General features: G+C 52.2%; 20 protein-coding genes and 1 tRNA gene. 14 read left to right on the plus strand and 7 right to left on the minus strand.

From position 1 onward, the window contains the following. The first annotated feature begins 228 nt into the window (after window positions 1-228). From CEE36_02025 to CEE36_02050, 6 genes are read left to right on the plus strand one after another with little or no spacing between them, the layout of a single operon-like run. A complete protein-coding gene (locus CEE36_02025; GenBank protein TKJ43917.1) occupies window positions 229-738 on the plus strand; it encodes a gamma carbonic anhydrase family protein in 510 nt (169 codons plus the stop codon). Next, the gene (locus CEE36_02030; protein ID TKJ43918.1) at window positions 735-2,432 is read left to right on the plus strand and encodes a hypothetical protein; all 1,698 of its coding nucleotides are present in this window, start codon (window positions 735-737) and stop codon (window positions 2,430-2,432) included. Before CEE36_02025 ends, CEE36_02030 begins: the two co-directional genes overlap by 4 nt. After that, a complete protein-coding gene (locus CEE36_02035; GenBank protein TKJ43919.1) occupies window positions 2,429-2,659 on the plus strand; it encodes a hypothetical protein in 231 nt (76 codons plus the stop codon). The genes CEE36_02030 and CEE36_02035 overlap by 4 nt, the downstream gene beginning before the upstream one ends. Next, window positions 2,652-3,200, plus strand: coding sequence for a bifunctional pyr operon transcriptional regulator/uracil phosphoribosyltransferase (locus CEE36_02040; protein ID TKJ43920.1), 549 nt, complete (start codon window positions 2,652-2,654; stop codon window positions 3,198-3,200). Before CEE36_02035 ends, CEE36_02040 begins: the two co-directional genes overlap by 8 nt. A gap of 2 nt (window positions 3,201-3,202) precedes the next feature. Further along, window positions 3,203-4,138: an aspartate carbamoyltransferase gene (locus tag CEE36_02045; GenBank protein TKJ43921.1), complete on the plus strand. Its 936-nt coding sequence runs from the start codon at window positions 3,203-3,205 to the stop codon at window positions 4,136-4,138. Next, a complete protein-coding gene (locus CEE36_02050) occupies window positions 4,080-5,405 on the plus strand; it encodes a dihydroorotase (GenBank protein ID TKJ43922.1) in 1,326 nt (441 codons plus the stop codon). The genes CEE36_02045 and CEE36_02050 overlap by 59 nt, the downstream gene beginning before the upstream one ends. Window positions 5,406-5,417: 12 nt before the next feature. On the opposite strand, the gene CEE36_02055 is transcribed toward CEE36_02050, so the two are convergent. The 3 genes from CEE36_02055 to CEE36_02065 all read right to left on the minus strand — a co-directional run bounded on the left by CEE36_02055 (window position 5,418) and on the right by CEE36_02065 (window position 8,910). Continuing rightward, a complete protein-coding gene (locus tag CEE36_02055) occupies window positions 5,418-6,824 on the minus strand; it encodes a hypothetical protein (GenBank protein ID TKJ43923.1) in 1,407 nt (468 codons plus the stop codon). Between the two features lie 313 nt (window positions 6,825-7,137). Then, window positions 7,138-8,445, minus strand: coding sequence for a hypothetical protein (locus CEE36_02060; GenBank protein TKJ43924.1), 1,308 nt, complete (start codon window positions 8,443-8,445; stop codon window positions 7,138-7,140). A 51-nt stretch (window positions 8,446-8,496) separates the two neighbouring features. Beyond that, on the minus strand, window positions 8,497-8,910 hold the full coding sequence (locus CEE36_02065; GenBank protein ID TKJ43925.1) for a hypothetical protein: 414 nt from the start codon (window positions 8,908-8,910) through the stop codon (window positions 8,497-8,499). A gap of 104 nt (window positions 8,911-9,014) precedes the next feature. Between CEE36_02065 and CEE36_02070 the strand changes: the two genes are divergently transcribed. Beyond that, window positions 9,015-9,956 carry a UDP-glucose 4-epimerase gene (locus tag CEE36_02070; GenBank protein TKJ43926.1) on the plus strand — a complete coding sequence of 314 codons (942 nt, stop codon included), beginning with the start codon at window positions 9,015-9,017 and terminating at the stop codon, window positions 9,954-9,956. 40 nt (window positions 9,957-9,996) lie between these two features. On the opposite strand, the gene CEE36_02075 is transcribed toward CEE36_02070, so the two are convergent. Both CEE36_02075 and CEE36_02080 read right to left on the minus strand, forming a co-directional pair. Continuing rightward, on the minus strand, window positions 9,997-10,602 hold the full coding sequence (locus tag CEE36_02075; protein TKJ43927.1) for a hypothetical protein: 606 nt from the start codon (window positions 10,600-10,602) through the stop codon (window positions 9,997-9,999). Window positions 10,603-10,641: 39 nt separating this feature from the next. After that, complete coding sequence (locus tag CEE36_02080) at window positions 10,642-10,962, minus strand: hypothetical protein (protein ID TKJ43928.1); 321 nt, start codon at window positions 10,960-10,962, stop codon at window positions 10,642-10,644. 392 nt (window positions 10,963-11,354) lie between these two features. On the opposite strand from CEE36_02080, the gene CEE36_02085 reads away from it, so the two are divergent. Further along, a complete protein-coding gene (locus CEE36_02085) occupies window positions 11,355-11,744 on the plus strand; it encodes a hypothetical protein (protein TKJ43929.1) in 390 nt (129 codons plus the stop codon). Between the two features lie 231 nt (window positions 11,745-11,975). On the opposite strand, the gene CEE36_02090 is transcribed toward CEE36_02085, so the two are convergent. Further along, window positions 11,976-12,986: a methionyl-tRNA formyltransferase gene (locus CEE36_02090; protein TKJ43930.1), complete on the minus strand. Its 1,011-nt coding sequence runs from the start codon at window positions 12,984-12,986 to the stop codon at window positions 11,976-11,978. Then, a complete protein-coding gene (gene yajC, locus CEE36_02095; GenBank protein ID TKJ43931.1) occupies window positions 12,922-13,365 on the minus strand; it encodes a preprotein translocase subunit YajC in 444 nt (147 codons plus the stop codon). Before yajC ends, CEE36_02090 begins: the two co-directional genes overlap by 65 nt. A 587-nt stretch (window positions 13,366-13,952) precedes the next feature. Here yajC and CEE36_02100 point away from each other — a divergent pair. The 6 genes from CEE36_02100 (at window position 13,953) to CEE36_02125 (ending at window position 19,588) form a co-directional block, all read left to right on the plus strand. Then, window positions 13,953-14,025, plus strand: a tRNA-Ala gene (locus tag CEE36_02100). A 319-nt stretch (window positions 14,026-14,344) separates the two neighbouring features. Next, window positions 14,345-14,779: a hypothetical protein gene (locus tag CEE36_02105; protein TKJ43932.1), complete on the plus strand. Its 435-nt coding sequence runs from the start codon at window positions 14,345-14,347 to the stop codon at window positions 14,777-14,779. After that, window positions 14,772-15,011: a ferrous iron transport protein A gene (locus CEE36_02110; protein ID TKJ43933.1), complete on the plus strand. Its 240-nt coding sequence runs from the start codon at window positions 14,772-14,774 to the stop codon at window positions 15,009-15,011. The genes CEE36_02105 and CEE36_02110 overlap by 8 nt, the downstream gene beginning before the upstream one ends. After that, on the plus strand, window positions 15,004-16,893 hold the full coding sequence (locus CEE36_02115; protein ID TKJ43934.1) for a ferrous iron transporter B: 1,890 nt from the start codon (window positions 15,004-15,006) through the stop codon (window positions 16,891-16,893). The genes CEE36_02110 and CEE36_02115 overlap by 8 nt, the downstream gene beginning before the upstream one ends. 90 nt (window positions 16,894-16,983) lie before the next feature. After that, entirely contained in the window at window positions 16,984-18,372 is a 1,389-nt protein-coding gene (locus CEE36_02120; protein TKJ43935.1) for a hypothetical protein, read from the plus strand. A gap of 259 nt (window positions 18,373-18,631) precedes the next feature. Next, window positions 18,632-19,588, plus strand: a complete 957-nt coding sequence (locus tag CEE36_02125; GenBank protein ID TKJ43936.1) for a peptidase M23 — start codon at window positions 18,632-18,634, stop codon at window positions 19,586-19,588. The last annotated feature ends 170 nt before the right edge of the window (window positions 19,589-19,758 follow it).

Below are 19,758 nucleotides of genomic sequence, written 5' to 3' on the forward strand. Positions count from 1 at the left end.
TCTCTCCTTAACGTTAACATAATAAGTATCCTGGGCCTTGAGTCAAGGGGAGAAGATGCTCCTTTTTCGCTACGCGAAAAAGTTCGCAGAGAAAAGACTGGCCAGCCAAGCTTGGCATGTGGTTTCTATCGGTATCGTTCCGTCGGGGTCCCCGCAAAGTTAGTCTCTAACTTTGTGGGGTGAGGACCGCTTGACTTCAGGGGGGTAATAAGGTAAAATTCAGATAAGATGCATGATTCCCGAAAACCCGGTATAGTAGCGAAGCGCTGCTTTATAGCAGCGGGTGCCCACCTTATAGGTCAAGTCGAGTTGGACGAGCTCTCCAGCGTATGGTACAACGCCGTCCTGCGAGGGGATATCAATTACATCAAGATCGGACGTGAAACAAACATCCAGGATAACTGCGTGCTGCACGTTACCCATGAACTGCCGTTGATAGTAGGAGATCGCGTTACCATAGGTCACGGTGCTATCGTTCATGGCTGCGTGATAGCCGACGACTGCCTCATCGGCATGGGAGCTATTGTATTGGACGGTGCAACGATCGGAAAGGGTTCGGTTATTGCGGCCGGTGCCGTGGTCCGCGAGCGGATGGAAGTTCCACCGCACAGTCTGGTAGTTGGGGTCCCCGGGGTCATCAAACGCACACTTGATCCGTCTACTATAGAGATGATTCGCGAGGCAGGACGTTCCTACGTAGAGCTTACCAAAGAACGCCTGGCTAACACTCTAAGATGAGTTACGTAAGAAAGGCCTTAGGGCTGTTGTTGGCCGCCGGGGTTCTTCTCTCGGCCACAGGATGCGTGTGGCTTTTTGTAAACAGGGACAAATACGAGGCCGAGGCCCTGGCAGTGTTCCAGACAGGGGAGGCGTTCTACAAGAAAGCGGACTACGAGAAGGCGATATCTTCGTTCACCGCGGTCATAAAGGGTTATCCACGCTCCGAGCTTGTAGATGACGCATACTACCTTGCCTCGCTCGCCTTTGCCAAGAAAAAGGACTGGGAGCACACTGTGGGTGCGGCCCAGCAGCTTGAGGCGGAATTCCCAGCCTCGCCGCTGATTCCTAAGGTTCAGATCGTTCTGGCGCAGGGCTATGAACACCTCGATCTTTATGTGCCCGCACTTGTAGCATACTTCGAGACCTACCTTTATTCTGAGAGCCCTGGTGAGCGAAAGAAGGCAGAATTACAGGCCAAGAACCTGTTGGGGCGTGAGCAGGACTTCAACGTGCTTACCGACCTTTATGCTAACTATAAAGACACGGACGTAGCGGAGTGGTTCCTTTTCCGATTGGGAATGCGCGCCTATGACGTAGAGAACTTTGCGGCTGCCGAGCGCTACTTTGCCGAGCTTCGAGCGCGCTTCCCGCGAAGCCCTTATATTGACAGGATAGGAGGACGAGAGATTTCAGCTGCAGCGCTCAAGGGCGAACTTGTCTGCGGGGTGCTCTTACCGCTCTCAGGAGACTTCTCGGCATACGCTCAGTCGGTAAGAGAGGGAATTGAACTTGCACACAGCCTTAAGGGAGGCGGCACGATTCATCTGGAGATATACGATACTCGCTCCGATCCAACCCAGGCCGCCAGGGGGGCAGAGGCCCTGATCCGCAAGCAAGCAAAGATCATCATAGGGCCACTGACCTCGGCAGAAGTAAACGCTGTTGCAAAGATCGCAGCCAAAGCCGGTATCGTTATGATCTCGCCTACCTCAACCGACCCAGGTCTGCTTTCGCTTTACGAGTGCCTTTTCCAGCTGAACTCCTACGCCGAGTCCGAGACCCGGGAGATCGCCCGATACGCGGCGCGGCGCGGCACAAAGAAATTCGGAATCCTTCACCCCAATACTGAGCAGGCTAAGACGCTTGCCGATGCGTTCGCAACCACGGTGCGATCCGAGGGTGGCGAGGTTATCTACTCTCTCCCCCTGAGCGACACCGTGGTAGAAATGAGGCAGACTTTTCTCAATGTCCGTCACCAGGGCGCCCAGGCTCTTTTCTTGCCCTTTGACCGTCAACAGCTGCTTTCGGTAGTTCCACAAGTGGTATACTATAGAATGAAGGTACGCATCCTGGGCCTGGATGACTTTGCGGATATGGAGATTCTTCGCCGCGGCGGGGCACCCTTTGAGGGGGCGTGGTTTGCCGCATCTGGAGGGCATCTTGCAAATCCTATACCGTTCGAGACGTTCTTTGCTCACTACACCAGACGCTACAACAAAGAGCCTGACTGGGCCGCAACCCTTGGATACGATGCCTACAACTTCATCTACGAGGCCCTCAGTCAGGGTAAGGATCTCTCCCTGTGCCAGGCGCTCCGAGGACTTGAGAACCGCCGGGGGGTACTGGGACGCCTCCTATTCCTTACCAATCCCAGCGAGCCCTCGGTGCGTATCTACACAATTCACTCCAACGAAGTGAAGGAGATTAAATGAAAAAAAGGAGAAGGAAGGAGATAGTGGGCGCGCCCCAGACGCCCCGCTTTCAGCTTATTAACTGGGTGCTGCTGGCCGCAGCGATTATCCTGATAGCATTAGGTTTCTACAGCCTTTCGCGCGGCTCCATCACCCTTGCCCCAATCCTTCTCGTTGCAGGCTACTGTGTAGTGGTGCCGCTGGCTCTGCTCCTGCGAGTAAAACCCAAAGAAAAAGATCATGCCTGAGCGCTGTGTAGCCGACGCGGTCGAAATAAACCGGATGATCATCCGCATCGCTACTCAGATAATCGAACGCAACAAAGGGGTCGAGAATCTTGCGCTTGTGGGTATCGTTCGGCGAGGAGACGCGCTGGCTCGACGCCTGGCCGCCGAACTTAAGCACCTGGAGGGACTCGATGTCCCTGTGGGAGCAATAGATATAACCCTTTACCGGGACGATCTTCAGCTTGCAGCTGAGATGCCCATAGTCCAGGCGACATCAATACCTTTCGATGTAACGGGCAAGATTATCGTGCTCGTAGACGACGTGCTCTACACCGGGCGCACGGTAAGGGCGGCCTTAACCGAGCTCCTTGACTTTGGAAGACCCAAAATAGTCCAGCTGGCTGTATTGGTCGATCGCATCCACCGGGAGCTACCAATAGGAGGGGATTTCATCGGCCGCAAGATACCCGCTTCAACGAATGAGATAGTAGACGTATTCCTTAAAGAAACCGATGGACGAGAGGGCATATTTATTAAGAAAAAAGAACCAGAGGAGGGATAGAAGTGACCTGGACTCACAAGAACCTGTTGGGTCTTGAGGGATTATCCAGGGAAGAGATAACCTTCATACTCGACACCGCAGAGCGATTCCACGAGGTGCTGGACAGACCCATTCCTCTGGTGCCGGCCCTGCGCGGAAAGACCATCCTGAATATGTTCTACGAGGCCTCAACCCGAACCGCCACCTCGTTCGCCATGGCAGCAAAGAGGCTCTCTGCCGACGTGGTCGGGTTCAGCAAGGCCGCATCGAGCGTGAGTAAGGGCGAGACCCTTCTGGATACGGTTCGCACCATCGAGTCCATGCGGGTAGACGGGGTGGTGATACGTCACTCCTGTCCTGGTGCTGCCCGCTTTATCGCCCAAAGGATCGACGCCTTCGTGGTAAACGCAGGTGACGGTGCGCACGAGCATCCCACCCAGGGGCTTCTGGATCTCTTCGCTGTCCGCAAAAGGTTGGGGAGTTTCGAGGACAGACATCTGGTAATCGTAGGCGATATTACTCACAGCCGGGTGGCACACTCAGCCATCTACGGCTTCTCCACACTGGGTGCTGAGATCACGGTGTGTGGGCCAGCGACCCTTATACCACCTCATTTTAAGAAGGCCTTCCCTGACGTAGAGACCGAGACCGATTTCGACAAGGCTCTTGTGGATGCGGACATGATAATGATGCTTCGCTTACAGCTTGAGCGCCAAGGCAAGGGGCTCTTTCCTTCGATAAGGGAGTACCGCAAGCTCTACTGCCTGACCGCAGAGCGCATGAAGAAGGCGAAACCCGATGTGGTGGCTATGCATCCGGGACCGATTAACAGAGGGATAGAGATAGAACCGGCTGTAGCCGACGGTCCGAACTCGGTGGTATTGGCTCAGGTGCGCGCCGGTGTGGCGGTACGCATGGCGGTCCTTTACATACTTGCAGGAGGTGAGCTTGAGCACTAGATTTCTCATACGCGGCGGATACGTCTTCTTCCCTGAAGAGGAGTCCCTGCGAAGGGCGGATGTTGAGATCGCGGAGGGCCGCATCAAAAGGATTGCAGAGACGCTCCCTGCCGAGGCCGACATCCGGATAATCGAGGCGCAGGATAAACTCCTGTCCCCGGGTTTGATAGACCTGCACGCTCATCTGCGCGAGCCTGGACGTGAGGATACCGAGACCTTAGAGTCCGGAGCCTGGGCCGCGCTTGCCGGAGGATTCACCACAATATGCGCGATGCCGAACACCCAGCCTCCCATGGATACAAGGGAGCAGGCGGCTTTTATCAGCAAGCGCTCGGATGAGCTCGGTCTTGCGCGCATACTACCCGTCGGCGCCGCAACCAAGGGCCGTGCCGGTGAGGAGATTGCCGAATACGCGCTCCTTAAGGAAGCGGGTGTCGTGGCGGTAACAGACGACGGCGACTGGATTTATTCATCCGAAGTAATGCGCTGCGCGCTTGAGTACGCAGGGATGCTTGGCCTCGTGGTTATTACCCACGCGGAGGAGCCGAGCCTGTGCGAAGAGGGGATAATGAACGAAAGCACGGTCTCGGCAAAGCTTGGACTTAAGGTGAGACCTGCGGTGGCGGAAGAAGCCGCGATCCAGCGCGACATAGCGCTTGCCTCATGCACCGGCTCCCACCTGCACGTAGCACATATCACCACCACTCGCGGAGTGGAGCTGGTGCGCCAGGCACGAGTCAAGGGGATAAAGGTTACGGCAGAAGCCACACCTCACCACCTGCTCCTCACGGACGAGGCGCTTTTAAGCTTCGATGCCAACTACAAGGTCTACCCGCCCTTGAGGACGGAGGAGGACAGGAAGGCGCTCCTTGAGGCTCTCAAGGACGGAACCATCCAGGCAATAGCCACCGATCACGCCCCTCACGCGATAGAAGAGAAGGAACAAGAACTTGACCTCGCACCCGCAGGGATGATTGGTTTGCAGACCGCCCTATCGGTACTCTGGGAAGGGTTGGTTGAGCCAGAGGTCATCAAACCCGAACTCCTCTTGCGGCTTCTTACCACAGGGCCTGCGTCGGTCATAGGTGAGAAGGTCGAATTAAAGGAAGAAAGCCCGGCGAATCTCATGGTCTTTGATCCTGCCGCGCGCTGGACGTTCGATGCTCAAAACAACCGCTCGCTGTCGCAAAACTCGCCGTGGTTCGGCAAAAAGCTCAAAGGCAAGATCGAGCACGTCTTCCTGGGAGAGCGCCACTTTAGCTTCTGATTAGAGCCCCTCTTAGCGTATCAAAATCAGTTTCAGGGTTGAAGAAGCCGGTGATAGTTTGACAAAATACACCCCTGGGGATAAAGCCTGACCTTTAGCATCCGTTCCATCCCAATGGATGGTTTGATTGTCACTGATCGTTAGATCCCTAATCACGCGTCCGCTTGCGTCGTAGATTACTATTCCCCTGACAATATTGGAGTGTGATACGCTGAAGGTAAACTCACCCCCCACGCTTTTATCTATAGTGAGGGAAGGGAGGTGGTGTGTTACGGGTGTTACGGGTTCTTTTACACCCACGACGGTAGCGTAGGAGGCCCAGATGCTGTAGTCCCACTCGTCTTCACCCTCTCGATTTGACGACCACACACACCAGATACGTCCCTCGCCGTCAACCGCAATATCAGGGTATTGATCAACTGCCGGATGGGTATCCACCGGTGCAGGTTCGCTCCAACCCTCCCCTGTATTTACCGAGTAGTAGATGTCGCCGTATTTATCGTTATCCTCCAACGCCTGTCGCCACACCGCCCACGCGTTACCGTATGCATCCACCGCTATCTTGCCACAAGGAAACCAATCATTGTAAAAAGCTCCTGCTACGGCAACCGTCTCTGGTGATGTCCACGCATCACCGTTCCAGTAGCTTGCCTTGATGAGGTAGTCTGTATGGAGTCCGCCGTCTTGCTGGTTCCATAATGCCCATACGCCGCCCTTGCGGTCGGGCGTTAACTTCAAACGAACCAACCATTTTGACTCGGCTATCGAGCTCACCTCGCTCCAATTTCCATTATCGTAGTATCTAGTTTCAAAGACCATTTTCCCACCCTGACTTTGGGACCATCCGAACCATACTCGACCATACGCATCGGTTGTGATAGAATTAAGGACATGATCTCCTTCCTCCAAAGTGTCGGTAACCGGTTGCGGTTCCTGCCATACGCCGTTCTGATAACGGTTATACGCTCCCTTAAAGAAACCCCACCACTCTGTGGACCACGCTGCCCATACACCGTTAGTGCTGTCGGCGGTGATCTTTGAACCAAAGTTACACGAAGAATAGGTAAGTACGTACTCCTTCTCGCTCCAGCTTTCTCCATCCCAGCGGATATAGTAAATTTGCCAATCATTATCGTTAAGCAGCCAAAGCGTATCACCCTTGTCAAAACATCCCCTATCCATTCCACTGATTCCGCCGATCCCCCCTTCAGTCATTTTTTGCCAACCAGTTTCACCATTTTGAAACCTCAATACCCAAGGTAAGGCAAGGGCCCAGGCAACTCCACTATTGTCAATTATAACAGCCGGATCCTCATTATGAGTATTGAACGGTACGAGACTTTCCGGTTCAGACCACACGTTTCCGAACGCCAGGCCATAAAGAGACAAGACGCTAAGTACAAAACACTGCAGCTTCATGCCAACCTCCAAAGGGGGCGGAATATCACCGCCCCCTTTAGTATAGTCTGTTTAACTACCTTAGCAAGACGATTCTCTCGCTCGCGTTGAACTCATCGGAGTGCAACCGTACGAAGTAGACGCCTGCGGGCATTGCAAGCCTTTGTTGTCGCGTCCGTTCCAGATAACCTCGTAGTGTCCGGGGGATTTGTTATCCGAGACCAGTATCTTAACTTCACGACCCGTCACGTCGAAGATGCTTAGCTCAATGTGCTGAGTTTCCGTAGAACCAACCTTTCCAGCCACTGAATAGGAGATTGTTGTTGAAGGACCGTCAGGTCTCGGCTATCTCCTCACCCTTTATGCGTTTTACCTTCTTCCAACTGCGGGTCTCGAGACCGCAGATAAGGTTGAAGGTTGCGGCTATCACCAGCGGGAACCAGTGAAACATGTAGAGCATCGTGATGCAGGTGCGACCAAGTATCTGCCAGATAGAGTACCGGCGCTCACGCACATATGCCGATATCAACTTGATTAGAATGAATATGGAAGCCGCTCCCATAACGACGGCAAGGCTCCCCAACCGCAGGTATCCAAGTGTAAATATCCAGACCACCTGGGTCAGGAGATCGAACAGCACGTATATGGGCAGAGCGAACTCGGTTAAGAACATCACCATATCAAAGCGCTGACGCGGATGAAGCGGCCCCTTAAGCAGCCGAGGCAGATACACAAGATACCGCAGCATGCTGCCTTCAAGCCAGCGCAGCCGCTGCCTGGAAAAGCTCTTGAAATCCGGTGCGGCCTGCTCCCATACGGCCGTCTCGGGAACAAAGCGTATCCTGTACCCCCCAAGAAGCATCTTGGTTGAAAGATCAAGATCCTCGGTAAGGGTATGGTTGCTCCAGCCGCCTACAGCTTCAAGTGCCGAGCGTTTTATAAACGAGCCGTTGCCCTTGAACTCCACAGCCCCGCCCACCGAGTCGCGCCCAAGCTGAATGCTTATATCAATCTTGTACTCATCCGCCTGCAGCAGGCACAAAAGGTTGGTCTCAGGATTGGCTATCCGCTTAGCAACCTGTACCCCGCCTATCTGTTTTGGAGCCAGGTAGCCTACCGCACGGGCGATGAGATCAGGGGGAAAGTGGGCGTCCGCATCAAGAACGAGCAAAACCTCGCCCTTTGTGAAGGGAAGGCATTCATTCAAGGCCGCGGCCTTGCCCGCAAAAGCGTCACGCTTGCGGGAAAGAACCTCCAGCTCAGGGTAACATTTCTTTAAGCCCTCTATGACTTGTGGGGTATTGTCAGTAGAACGATCGTCGATCACCCAAACCTCGTAGTTCCGTGCCCCCTTCTCATGATAGCGAAGCTTGAACGCCTGCTTGATGCTCTCGGTAATGACCTCCTCCTCGTTATGAGCCGGGATAAGCACCGAAACAAAGGGACGATAGGTTGCCTCAGGCGGCTTGCGTTCGGCGCCCTTGCCTATCATCAAAGCCGAGTAGCCTATAAGTAGAATGAAGAAAAGCCCGGTTCCTACAAAAAACCACGGCCCTAACTTAATAAACATCTGCAGACCTGCAAGGGCGGCCACAAAGATGAAAAGGATCAACCTTCGGTTAAATGGAATCCGTGCTATCATGTTTGTTAGTTTATCAGTCCTCAGGCAAATTGTCAAGGAAGTCCAGCCGCCTCATCTCTTCAATGCCTTTTTGAGGCGTGAGTTATCCTTCTCAGCGGTTGAGGGAGCCTCCTTAGCCGCAGCAATTCGAAGGGCCAGGTCTTGCCTGAGGATGATAAGGATGACGATAACGGCGAAAACCCCGGAAAGAATACCGATCCTGAAGTACCAGGAGAACGAGGTGGTGGAAAAGAACCGCACTGCAAGAAAACCAAGCAAGCAGACGAGCAGAAACAGCAAGCCGTCTATAGCCCAAAGAATCGCTCGAGACGGCGGTTTTTTGTCTGAATACCGTCGATAATAACCGCTGCGGCGTTTTACGACGTGGACAGCGAGAAGTATCAGGAAAACGAGCCAGAGAGCTCCAACTGTTATCGCAAGCCAGGGCCCAAGACTGGCCTCGATCAGAGGAGTGATACCAGACATTCTCAAAGATACCACTTTCTGCTGAACTGTCAAGTAAAAATCTTGACAAGTAAAGCTGTTCAAATAAAATAGGCACGGATTACTGGAAGGATGAAAGGAGAATCATGAAGGTTCTGGTTACCGGGGCGGATAAATTTCTGGGTTCGCACCTTGTGGATCGTCTGGTGGCAGAGAACGAGGACGTGGTAGCACTCGATCCGACCGGAGGACGAGGATTCATAACCACCAAAGCCCGTGTATATCGCCACGATTATCGCTCGGAAAACCTGCAAAAACTCTTCGAGAAGGAGCGAGTGGACGTTGTTTGCCACTTCGCCTACGAGCACTCTCTGGTAAACAGCTTTGAACGCCCCCTTCAAAACGCAGACCATATCATTTATGCTCTGATCCTTCTTGAGCTATGCAAGCAATACCAGGTGAAACGGGTGATCTACGGTTCTTCCACAGCGGTCTACGGGAACCCCCAGTATCTACCGTGTGACGAGGAGCACCCTACTCATCCGGTCTCGCCGGTGGGGGTCACCCAGCGAACGGTCGAAAACTACCTATACTCCTACTGGGTTAACTTCGGGCTTGATCATGCTATTCTGCGGACGGCAAACGTCTACGGCCCTCGTCAAAGCTTAGGGCCCGAAGGCCGAATTATCTCTATTCTCATCGGCCAAATGCTGCAGGGAAAGCAGGTTATCATCAACGGCGATGGTTGGCAGGAACGTGACTTTGTCTTCTTCTCCGACGTAATAGACGCGGCAATTGCGGCGATAAGACTCCCTGAGCGAAAAACCAAGCGCGCCGCATCCGTTGACTTCATCTACAACCTGGGGACCGGTGAGGGCGTCGCAATCAACCGGATCTTCGCTATGCTCAAGGAACGCATCCCTTACGAACTCAAACCAGTTCGCGGACCCCAACTCCCATGTGAGGTATTCGAGATGCGCCTTGATGCCCATCACGCCGGGACCTCGCTGGGATTCAAACCCAAGGTAGGGCTTGAGGAGGGGATTGACCGCACCCTGCTCTGGTTCAAAAAGGAACTGAACGTCTAGCATCCGCCTCACTTACCAGGCAAGGAGGACGTGAAGGGGATTATTCCTCTTCGTTACCGGAAGGCGAGAAGTCCCTCCTGCACCCCAGGACGTGCCAGTGAAAACTCCCGGGGCTGGCTTGTTCCTCATCCCTTAGATCAATTATCTTAACATCCCGCAAGAGCGCCACCACATCGGCGGCATCACAGTAGTGAGTGAGCAGCCCATTCAGGCTGAGGCTAGCAGGTTCAACCTCCCTCCCCTTGCCGTAGTCGGCATGCCTCGTGGAGATAAGGGTTATGTAAAAGAAACCCTCCTCACGGAGCAGGGCAAGAAGTGAGTCAAGTGAACGCTTCAGCCCTTCGCGATCGGAGTGGTAGAGGGTGTTGAATGCAAGAACAAAGTCAAAAGGCTTTCTGGGAACTGGCAACTCGTTAAGGGGCCCCTCGATCAACCTGGCTCGAAGCCCTTTATCCTCAAGCGTTTTTCTAAGTCCGGTGAGTGCCTCGCGGGATGGCTCGAGGACCGTGACTTCAAATCCCTCGCTGAGCAGAAGAGAGACAACCTCAACCTCCCCCACACCCACTTGAAGAACCCTACGGACAGACCTTGCTCGCAGGAAAGGCAAAAGAACGCTTACGCGTCGCAGGGCATAGGATTCAGCCATTACTTCTCCCTCTCATGGTATCTATCCGAAAGGATTTCCCTAGTCTCTTCGGCGGATACGGCCACGCCGGCTTGCGTTAATGGTAGCTCCGCCGCCTCCACCCCATACGAAGATAACGCCAAGTAAGAACCCGAAGTCGTACCAGCCGCCGTTGTTGAAGCACTCATACATATTGACGTTCTTGGAGAACAGGGAGATGATGAAGGTTATGACTGAGATTATCCCATGCCACAGCCCGGCCCAGAAACCGGCAGGATTCGCCGTATTCCAACGAGTAGGATCTCCTGCCGCACACCCCAGAAAAACCAACGCAAACAAAACCAAGAAGACAGGTAGATAGTTCCAACTAAATCTCTTCATTAGCTCCTCCTGCCTGAACTATACGCAAACGAAACGATTAGTCAAGGGTATCACCCCTCCCCGCCTCACCCCCTACCTTCCAACTCCCCTGCACCTCCTTCCCCACACCCTCGTCCCTTCCATTGATTCTCACCTCACTCCTCTCGATTCTGACTATCTCCTCTCCCCTGTTTTTAGAGAGCAATTATCATGCCAAGTAGACCGTCATCCAAACAACGTGTATACGAGGATTCCGGAACCCGGATCCATAAGGGAATCAAGGATTCTTAAGGATAAAGATAATCCTGTTTCACAACCGGTAAAATCACGTGATGCAACCAACAGCTTTTTGACCACCTATGAATTTGCCAATCCATCGTTGACATAACCCTTTTCCCGGATAGAGTCAAGGTGTGCAGGAGATCGTAATCAAACAACTTACCCCGGCCGATTACGAGAAGATAGTCGAGCTTTGGGAACGCGCCGGGCTTGTGGTTAAAACTAAAGGACGCGATTCTCGAGAAGCTCTAACCAGACAGATGAAGCAGAACCCAAAGTTCTTTCTGGGTGCCGAGGTTGAAAGCCAACTGGTAGGCGTAATCATAGCCTCAAGTGACGGCAAAAAGGGGCACCTTAACCGAATCGCGGTCCAGGCTCGCTACCGGGGCCAGGGCATCGCCCAGAGACTCACTCTTGCCGCAGAGGATGCTCTGAGGCAGGAGGGAATAAAGGTCATCACCTTGCTCGTCGAGCGCGATAACATCCCCAGCATCCAGTTGGCCCACAAGTTTGGCTACGTTTAGCACCCGGACATAATCTACTTTTCCAAAATGGACTCGGAAGAGGATTAACCAGTTCATGGAAAATCGCAACATCTTGCCGAGATATTACGTCTAAGATATAGACAATCCGACTCAATCGTGTACTTAGAGAGTTTGATCATTGAGGGCCGGTGTAAGCACCGGCCTTTTTATAAAGATTGCAATATAGACGCCTGGGATACACTCTGGACCAAAGGAAATACCTAAGGTGTGTTACGGGCAAGAGTGTGTGTTACGGGAACCCAGGATCTCGTTTGACTTTGGACGGTAGCCGTTTGCGAATGCCGCGGCATCCATCTGTGCTTTGCCCTCCGGCTTCACCTTCAGAACCTCAAGGAATCCTGATCCACACTGAACCACAAGTTTTCCGCTTTCAAGTATCATGCTTCCCGGGACTCCCGCACCCTCCTCATCGGCTATACGCGAGTGAACGATCTCAAGGCGCTTGCCTCTGAAAAAGGTATACGCCAGGGGTTCAGGCGAAAGCGCACGAACCAGGTTGTGTATCTTTCCTACCGGACGAGACCAGTCAATAAGTCGCTCTTCCTTGCGGATCTTGGGCGCCTTTGTAATACCCTCGCTGGATTGAGGAGATGGTTTAAGCGTACCATCAAGAAGCCCTTCGATTGTCTTCTCCACCAGGTAGCCAGCTGCACGGCTCACGTGCTCGGCAAGGTCCCCGTAGGTATCATCAGGTTCTATCGGAAGGGGTTCGGAGAGAAGGATGCCGCCTGTGTCAACACGCTCGCTCATCTGGATGATCGTGATGCCGGTTTCTTCCTCCCCTTCCATGATAGCACGCTGCAGGGGAGCGGCACCTCGATAGGCGGGGAGTAGGGATGGATGGACGTTAATCGCCCAGCGCGGGATAGCAAGAAGTTTCCCTGAGAGTATCTGACCGTAGGCGAAGAGTACGAAGGCGTCAGGTTTATGTGATGCGCACCATTTTATAGATTCGGGGGAGTTAACATCAAGGGGCTGGTATACCTCAACTCCTATCTCTAAAGCGGCCTGTTTGATCGCCGAGGGTTTAGGTCTCCTGCCGCGTCCAGCCCGCCGATCAGGGGCGGTTACCACCCCTGCCACCTGGCCTAACGAGACACACCGCCGCAAAAGGGGTATACCTATCGCGGCGGTGCCGAAGTAAAGAATCCTCAGGTTACTTCTTCTGTGAGACAACGGATTTGTCGATCTCCAATTCCGTCTTATCGGCGGTCTTGACAATGAAGCTTTCCTCCTTCACCCTGGTGATGGTTCCGATTACGCCGCCGTTAGTGACGATACGATCCCCCCGGTTCAACGACTTAAGCATCTCCTGGTGTTTCTTCTGCCGTCTGCGCTGTGGCAGAATCATAACGAGGTAGAATACAACGAGTATACCCAGGAGTATAACCCACGTAATCCATGCCGGGCGTTTCTGCTTGGGTGGGGGTTGTTGTTGCTCCACTGCAGGCTGCTCTTCTGCCTCTTCTGCCTGAACCTCGGCTTCGCCGGTCTGGGCTGGCTGCACCACCTCGGTGGCTTGCTTTTCTGGCTGTCCAGGCTCCGCCGTGGGTGGGGCCTGACCGAGAAGCAAGAACAATAACGCAACTTTGCAAATCATCTGTCCTCCAATTTCGGTTTGATTACTAATTCTACACAAACACGCCCCCCTGTCAAATGCAGAATCTCGGCATCGAGCGTGTTCTGACCAACGACCCAGGCATAGGCGTGGCTCGGCATGTTGATGCGGGTTATGAGATAGCGAAGAAGGTGGCTAAGAAGCACTGGGTAAAGATTCCGATGAAATAGTGATTTCCCCTTCCCTGGTGGAAGGTGAGTAAGGGGAAGGGGATTCACCTCCTCCGACCTCTGCTCCGCAGAGGCCACCTCCTCCATCAAGGAGGAGGAGACTGGAATGTAAGGGTGGCGTTTGCGGAGTACCGAAGGGCGACGGTAACGGAGCTATCTCATATATCTGACGCACAGCAATTAGAGAGGGTTTTTAATCCCCCTCATTTCGGATAGGTGGGTGATCAACGGATTGATGTATATCCCCGGATACAGCCACATATGAGATTACTCACTGCGTTCGTCCTTCGGTGCTACGTCCTGCTCTCTACGGTCGCAGTCCTCGCAACGACAGCTTGTTCCTCTGTGGTTTAGTGACTGTTGACACCGACAGCTAGCCATTTATAATTCAGTCTAACCGGGGGCGTAGCTCAGCCGGGAGAGCACCTGCTTTGCAAGCAGGAAGTCGGCGGTTCGAGTCCGCTCGCCTCCATTTTTTACCCCACGCAGATACGTCGTATCTGCGTGGGGACCCCGATTATGCACCCCGCACGATCGCTACGCGCTCGTGCGGGGACCCCGATTAAAATGCTCCTTTTTGCCTCTGGCAAAAAGATCGGAAGTAATAAATCGAAAAGTCAACCCTTTAGGTTGGCTTTCATTATCTCCTCTGCGATCTTTTTACCCTCTAGGGTAAAAAGGAGCATGTTAACAAGGTATGGCCGATCTTCGGATCGGCCTTTTTTACCCCTTGACAACTATCCAGGTTCACCTATAATTAGTCCAGGCTAACTTTTTTAGAGGAGTCTAACATGACAGCCTTGACTGAAGGCCTGCAGGACTATATTGAGGCGATACTCTTGTGTTCTGCCGAGCACAAGTTCGTTCGAACCAAGCATCTGGCTGAAAAGCTCGGTGTAAAGAGCCCCAGCGTAAATGCTGCGGTAAAGGAACTTGCTCGGCTCGGATTTGTTGAACACGAGTCTTACGGGTACATTGAACTCACCGCCGAGGGTCGCAGACAAGCCGAATGCATCTACTCAAGACATAAGATCCTCTACCGCTTCTTTGCCAAGACCTTGAGCTTGCCCAACGACCTGGCAGAGGACACCGCTTGCGGTATTGAGCATCATCTTGACGAGCTGACACTTAAGAAGATAACCAAGCTTCTGGATTTTCTGGAACAAAAGATGAAGCAATCCGAGGAGTTCACGAGTGAACTCAGGAAGACGCTTGACAATGAGTGAGAAATTACTGACCGATCTTTCCATAAACGAAGAGGCTGAGATCGTGGAGATAAGGGGCGGACGGGGTATGCAGGCGCGGTTGAGGGCCCTGGGATTATCTGAAGGGCAGCATGTGAAGAAGCTATCCCATGTGGGGCTGGGCGGGCCGGTAGTCATCCTCGTGAACCGCGCGCAGGTGGCGATTGGCCGGGGTATGGCTCGCAGGATTATAGTGAGGAGTAACGATGGCTAAGGCGAACAAGGATTCCTCAAAACCTACCAGGAAGCGAAAGCACGTAGCCTCAGACATTCTTCTTGTGGGACAGCCCAACGTTGGCAAGAGCGTTTTGTTCTCGCGCATGACCGGCATCCGCACCATCGCCTCCAACTATCCAGGCACCACGGTAGGCTACACCTCAGGCAGGATGCGGTTTGCCAACGATATTTATGACGTAGTGGATGCTCCGGGCACCTACTCGCTTGAGCCTTTAGACGACGCGGCAAAGGTGGCCGTTGATCTCATTGACGAAGCTAGGCGGATCATCAACGTAGTAGACGCGACCCACCTGGAGCGGCATCTCACCCTCACCCTTGAGCTTATCGCCCAGGGAAAACCGATGGTTGTTGCTCTAAACATGAGCGACGAGGCGCGGCACAAGGGAATCGAGATAGATGTCAGCAGACTGGCAAAGAGGCTGGGTGTACCGGTTATCCCGACGGTGGCCCGTACCGGCGAGGGAGTGAAAAGATTGATCCTGGCTACACTTTCACTAGATCTGAAGAAAATAGGGAGGGAGGAGGGCGGCCATCCAGGGCACCATCCTCACATTGCCCATCATCCTGTCGGAAACCACACAAGGGGGCATAAGCATATACCGGAGAAGAAGGCGTGGACAAAAGTAGGAGAGATTGTGGATGAGGTGCAAATTCTGCATCATCATCATCACACCTTCGGCCAGTGGTTTGAGGAGGCAAGCGTACATCCGGTCTGGGGCGGATTGGTTGCAATACTGGTTTTAGCCGTCTCCTTCATCCTCATCCGGATTATCGGCGAGTTCCTGATCGGAGGGGGGATTGGGATCGTAGGAAATCCATGGGTCGAGCTCCCCTTCGGCACCGAGAAACTGTTCGAGGTTGCGTGGAAGCCTGTGATGATGAAGCTTTCCGGGTTATTGGGTGAGGGAAGCTTTCTGCACAATCTATTTATCGGCCAGCTCATCGGCGGCCAGATAGACTTCATGCAGTCCTTCGGGATATTGACTTCCGGTCTGTTTATTCCTCTTGGAGCGGTGCTCCCCTACATCGTAAGCTTCTACTTCGTACTGGGGATATTGGAGGATACAGGTTATCTGCCCAGGCTGGCGGTGTTTTTGGATAACATCATGCACCGGCTTGGACTGCACGGGTATGCAATAATACCAACGCTTCTGGGTCTGGGCTGCAACGTGCCCGGGGTGATGGCGACAAGGATTCTGGAGACAAAGCGGCAGCGCTTCATCACAGCTACGTTGATATCCATAGCCGTGCCGTGTGCGGCGCTTCAGGCGATGATTATCGGCCTTGTGGGCGAGCGCGGGTTATGGCCGGTGGCCCTGATCTACGGCATCCTTTTTGTGGTGTGGATTCTGATCGGGGTGATCCTGCGGTTCACCTCAAAAGGGTTCCGGCCAGAGCTTCTCATTGAGATCCCCCCTTACCGGGCACCTTCCTGGCGTGCTCTGGGCTCCAAGCTGTGGATGCGCATCACCGGTTTTTTAAAGGAAGCCTTGCCGGTTGTTTTGGGAGCAGTGGTTGTTGTTAACCTTCTCTATCAGTTCAACGTGTTCCGCTACATAGCCAGAGCCGCAGCACCTGTGGTGAGTTTCCTCTGGGGCCTGCCCAAGGAGGCCATCGCGCCCTTGCTGGTAGGGATATTAAGGAAAGACGTGGCTATCGGCATGTTCGCACCATTGAATCTGACAATCAAGCAGTTGGTGATCGGAAGCGTGGTTTTATCCATGTTCTTCCCCTGCATCGCGACCTTCGTTATCATGTTCCGTGAGCTGGGCCTAAAGGACGCGTTGAAATCTATAGGCATCATGTTTATTGCCGTGATCATTGTAGGTACGGCCATAAACTTCCTCTGGCCGGGATGACGCAGCAAAAACCTAGGTTAGTATGTGTCAGTTGCCCAACTACCCACAAAGATAGCTTGACACGTGCGGCTGACGGCTCTATAATGTTCCATGACTGAATTGGTGATGGATGACCCTTTTGGCTTCCACAAAAGCCTTGAGGAGGGTGTGTTCAAGCTGGAGGAGGTGGGAAAGTTGTATGGGGAAGATGAAACTAGTTATTTAGATGGTAAGGAATTCCAATTTGAACTTGTGGTTCGACTGAAAGGAAACATTGGGGGGCGAATAGTTTTATCTCCCGTTGATCCATCCTCCAATATAGATGACATAGAGAACGAGATTAACCAAATCAGAAGCACAAAGCAGGATGGTATATCTGCGTTTACATGGAAATTGGTTGGAGAATTAAAAGGCGAACCGATAGTAGTGAAAACCATATATATATCCTCTGAGGAGAAGAGTTATCTGCCGTCTCCTAATTATAAGTTGATTTGTGGGTTCTTTGAGTTTGAGTGGGGAGAGGATAAAGGGAAATATGAATCTTGTTTGACTTGGGTTCCCAATGTGGAATTCGGAGGGTGTGCAGGCACTACCTATCAAGAAGGTAACATCTCTAAGAGTCGTTTGGATCACTGTCAACTATCTTATCCATCCTTGCTTGGAGGATTGGAAGTCGAGATGCGTCAGCTTCGTAACTATAAGAAGATTTTAAATCACTTGATGTTGAATGGCGGATCGGCGGTTACCTCTATTTGCAACTTTGAATCCTCATCACCAGCTTCGATAAAGGATTTCTTAGAAATTATAAAGAGATTTTTTCGCCTAGTTTCTTTTGCTTCCGGGAAGTCTATTCTTCCTTTGGCCTATCATTTTAAGGGTGAGACTGAGATTCTTATCTTAAAACCTCTCAACAGAGTCAGCTACACCAAAACACTAACATGGTGCGATTACGATGATACCCCCCATTTTTTAGCAGAAGCGCTACAGGAACTTCTGCCTCATTACTTTTCGCTTGATGTGAAGCTACGAGATTTACTTGAGCTTGCATTTTACTTCTACATAAACCTGAAGACGATAAGTCACTTCAGTACGGATATTATTCTTCTGGCAACGATCTATGAAAGTTACACATGTTCGGATTTTTTTCTACCTAGTAGCTTAAGAGAGGGTAAGAATTTACAGGAAAAAATCAAAGAACTATTACTTCGTGAGGATATGTCTTGCGAAAATGATCTTCTGAAGGTTTTCATTGTTTTGAGAAATGCAATCATACATAGCCCTCATAAGCTAGTTAATCTTATAAATTCAGATGCTAAGCGTTCAATTCGATACATGCTTCGACAAGCTGAAATACTGACCTTGAAATGTCTGAATTACACTGGTCAATTCCGTGATACATGGCTAGTGGTTAAAGACCCATCTAAAACGTATCCTGTCTTTAGATTTGGCACAATCCTGAAGCGGCTGAAGAAAGAGAAAGAAGCTGCGGAATCAAATTAGGATATACCTCAGCACACCCTCGCCTGCACCACCGCTTGGTGGTGGGTGTCAGGTCGACCCGAAAACTTAAAATGAGGTCAACTTGAAAAACAAAGGTCTCGTAACCTTCCTGATCACGCTTGCCGCGTTCGGAGCAACCTACATGCTGCTTGTATTCACATCACGGTGGAGCAACGCGGCCTACAGCGTCGCAAGAATTTAAGAACCGGTGTAAGGTGTGTCTTATTGACACGTTAACTTATCGCAAGTATAATTACCCATGCTCAAGCGCGTCATGACCTTCCTGAGACAAAGAGTTACAATACTTGTTGACTTTCGTATCAGGTTGAAACCAATTCGTCTCATTGCTCCCAAGTGGATATTGTTGGTCATCTGTCTTATTATGGTGTCCTTCATTGGCACTGGTGGACGCTCGATTTTCTGCTGTGTGGGAAATCAAATCGTTTCCTGTAAGTTAATCCGACTGGAACAAAAGAATCAAGAGCTGCTGGGAAAGTATACGGAACTTGAAGAGGATGCGGATTCCCTTGGAGAGTTGCTGGCGCTTATGGAAAGCCACGATATTCAACTCCGCATGTATAAGAATATGGAGATATGGCCTGAAGATATCCGCCAGCTTGGTGTCGGTGGTCCTGCAGTAGAAACTCCGGAGATGATCGAACTGCGAGAGATGGGTAGTTCACATTACCATGGAGTTGCAGAGATCAAGAAATCCATAGATGCGCTTCTTCGCAAGGCGCTCTACCAGCAGGAAAGCTTTGTCGAGATCGAAAAAAAGCTCACCAAAGACGAATACATGCTTGACCATACCCCTTCAATTACACCTACTGAAGGGCATCTGACCAGCGGTTTCGGTTACAGAATAGATCCCTTTCTCCACTGCATCAAGATGCACACCGGAGTTGACATATCCAACAAGCCGGGGACTCCAATCCTGGCCAGTGCCGACGGTGTAGTCTCCTTCACCGGCTACCTGTCAGGGTACGGTCTTACCGTAAAGATAGATCACGGGAATGAGATTGAGACCCTGTACGGACATCTTTCCGAATTCTACGTCAAGGAAGGGCAAAGCGTGCTGCGTGGAGAAGCAATAGGTGCTATGGGTAATACCGGACGCTCCACCGGCCCGCATCTGCACTACGAAGTAAGGGTTGCCGGTAGGCCAATCAACCCCAAAGGTTACTTCCTCGACGAAGTTCGTAGGGGCCAACCTTAAGGTTGGCCCGTTCATAATATTCTTCGTTATCATGTTCCGGGAGCTGGGCGGCAAGGACGCATTGAAATCCATCGGCATCATGCTGGCCGCGGTGATAGTAGTGGGCGCGGCCATAAACCTCCTCTGGCCGTAAGTATATTGGAGATCCCCCGCCCTTTTCAACATACCCC

The sequence above is a fragment of the candidate division TA06 bacterium B3_TA06 genome (genome assembly GCA_005223075.1).
In the GTDB taxonomy this organism is placed as follows: domain Bacteria; phylum Hydrothermota; class Tepidihabitantia; order B3-TA06; family B3-TA06; genus B3-TA06.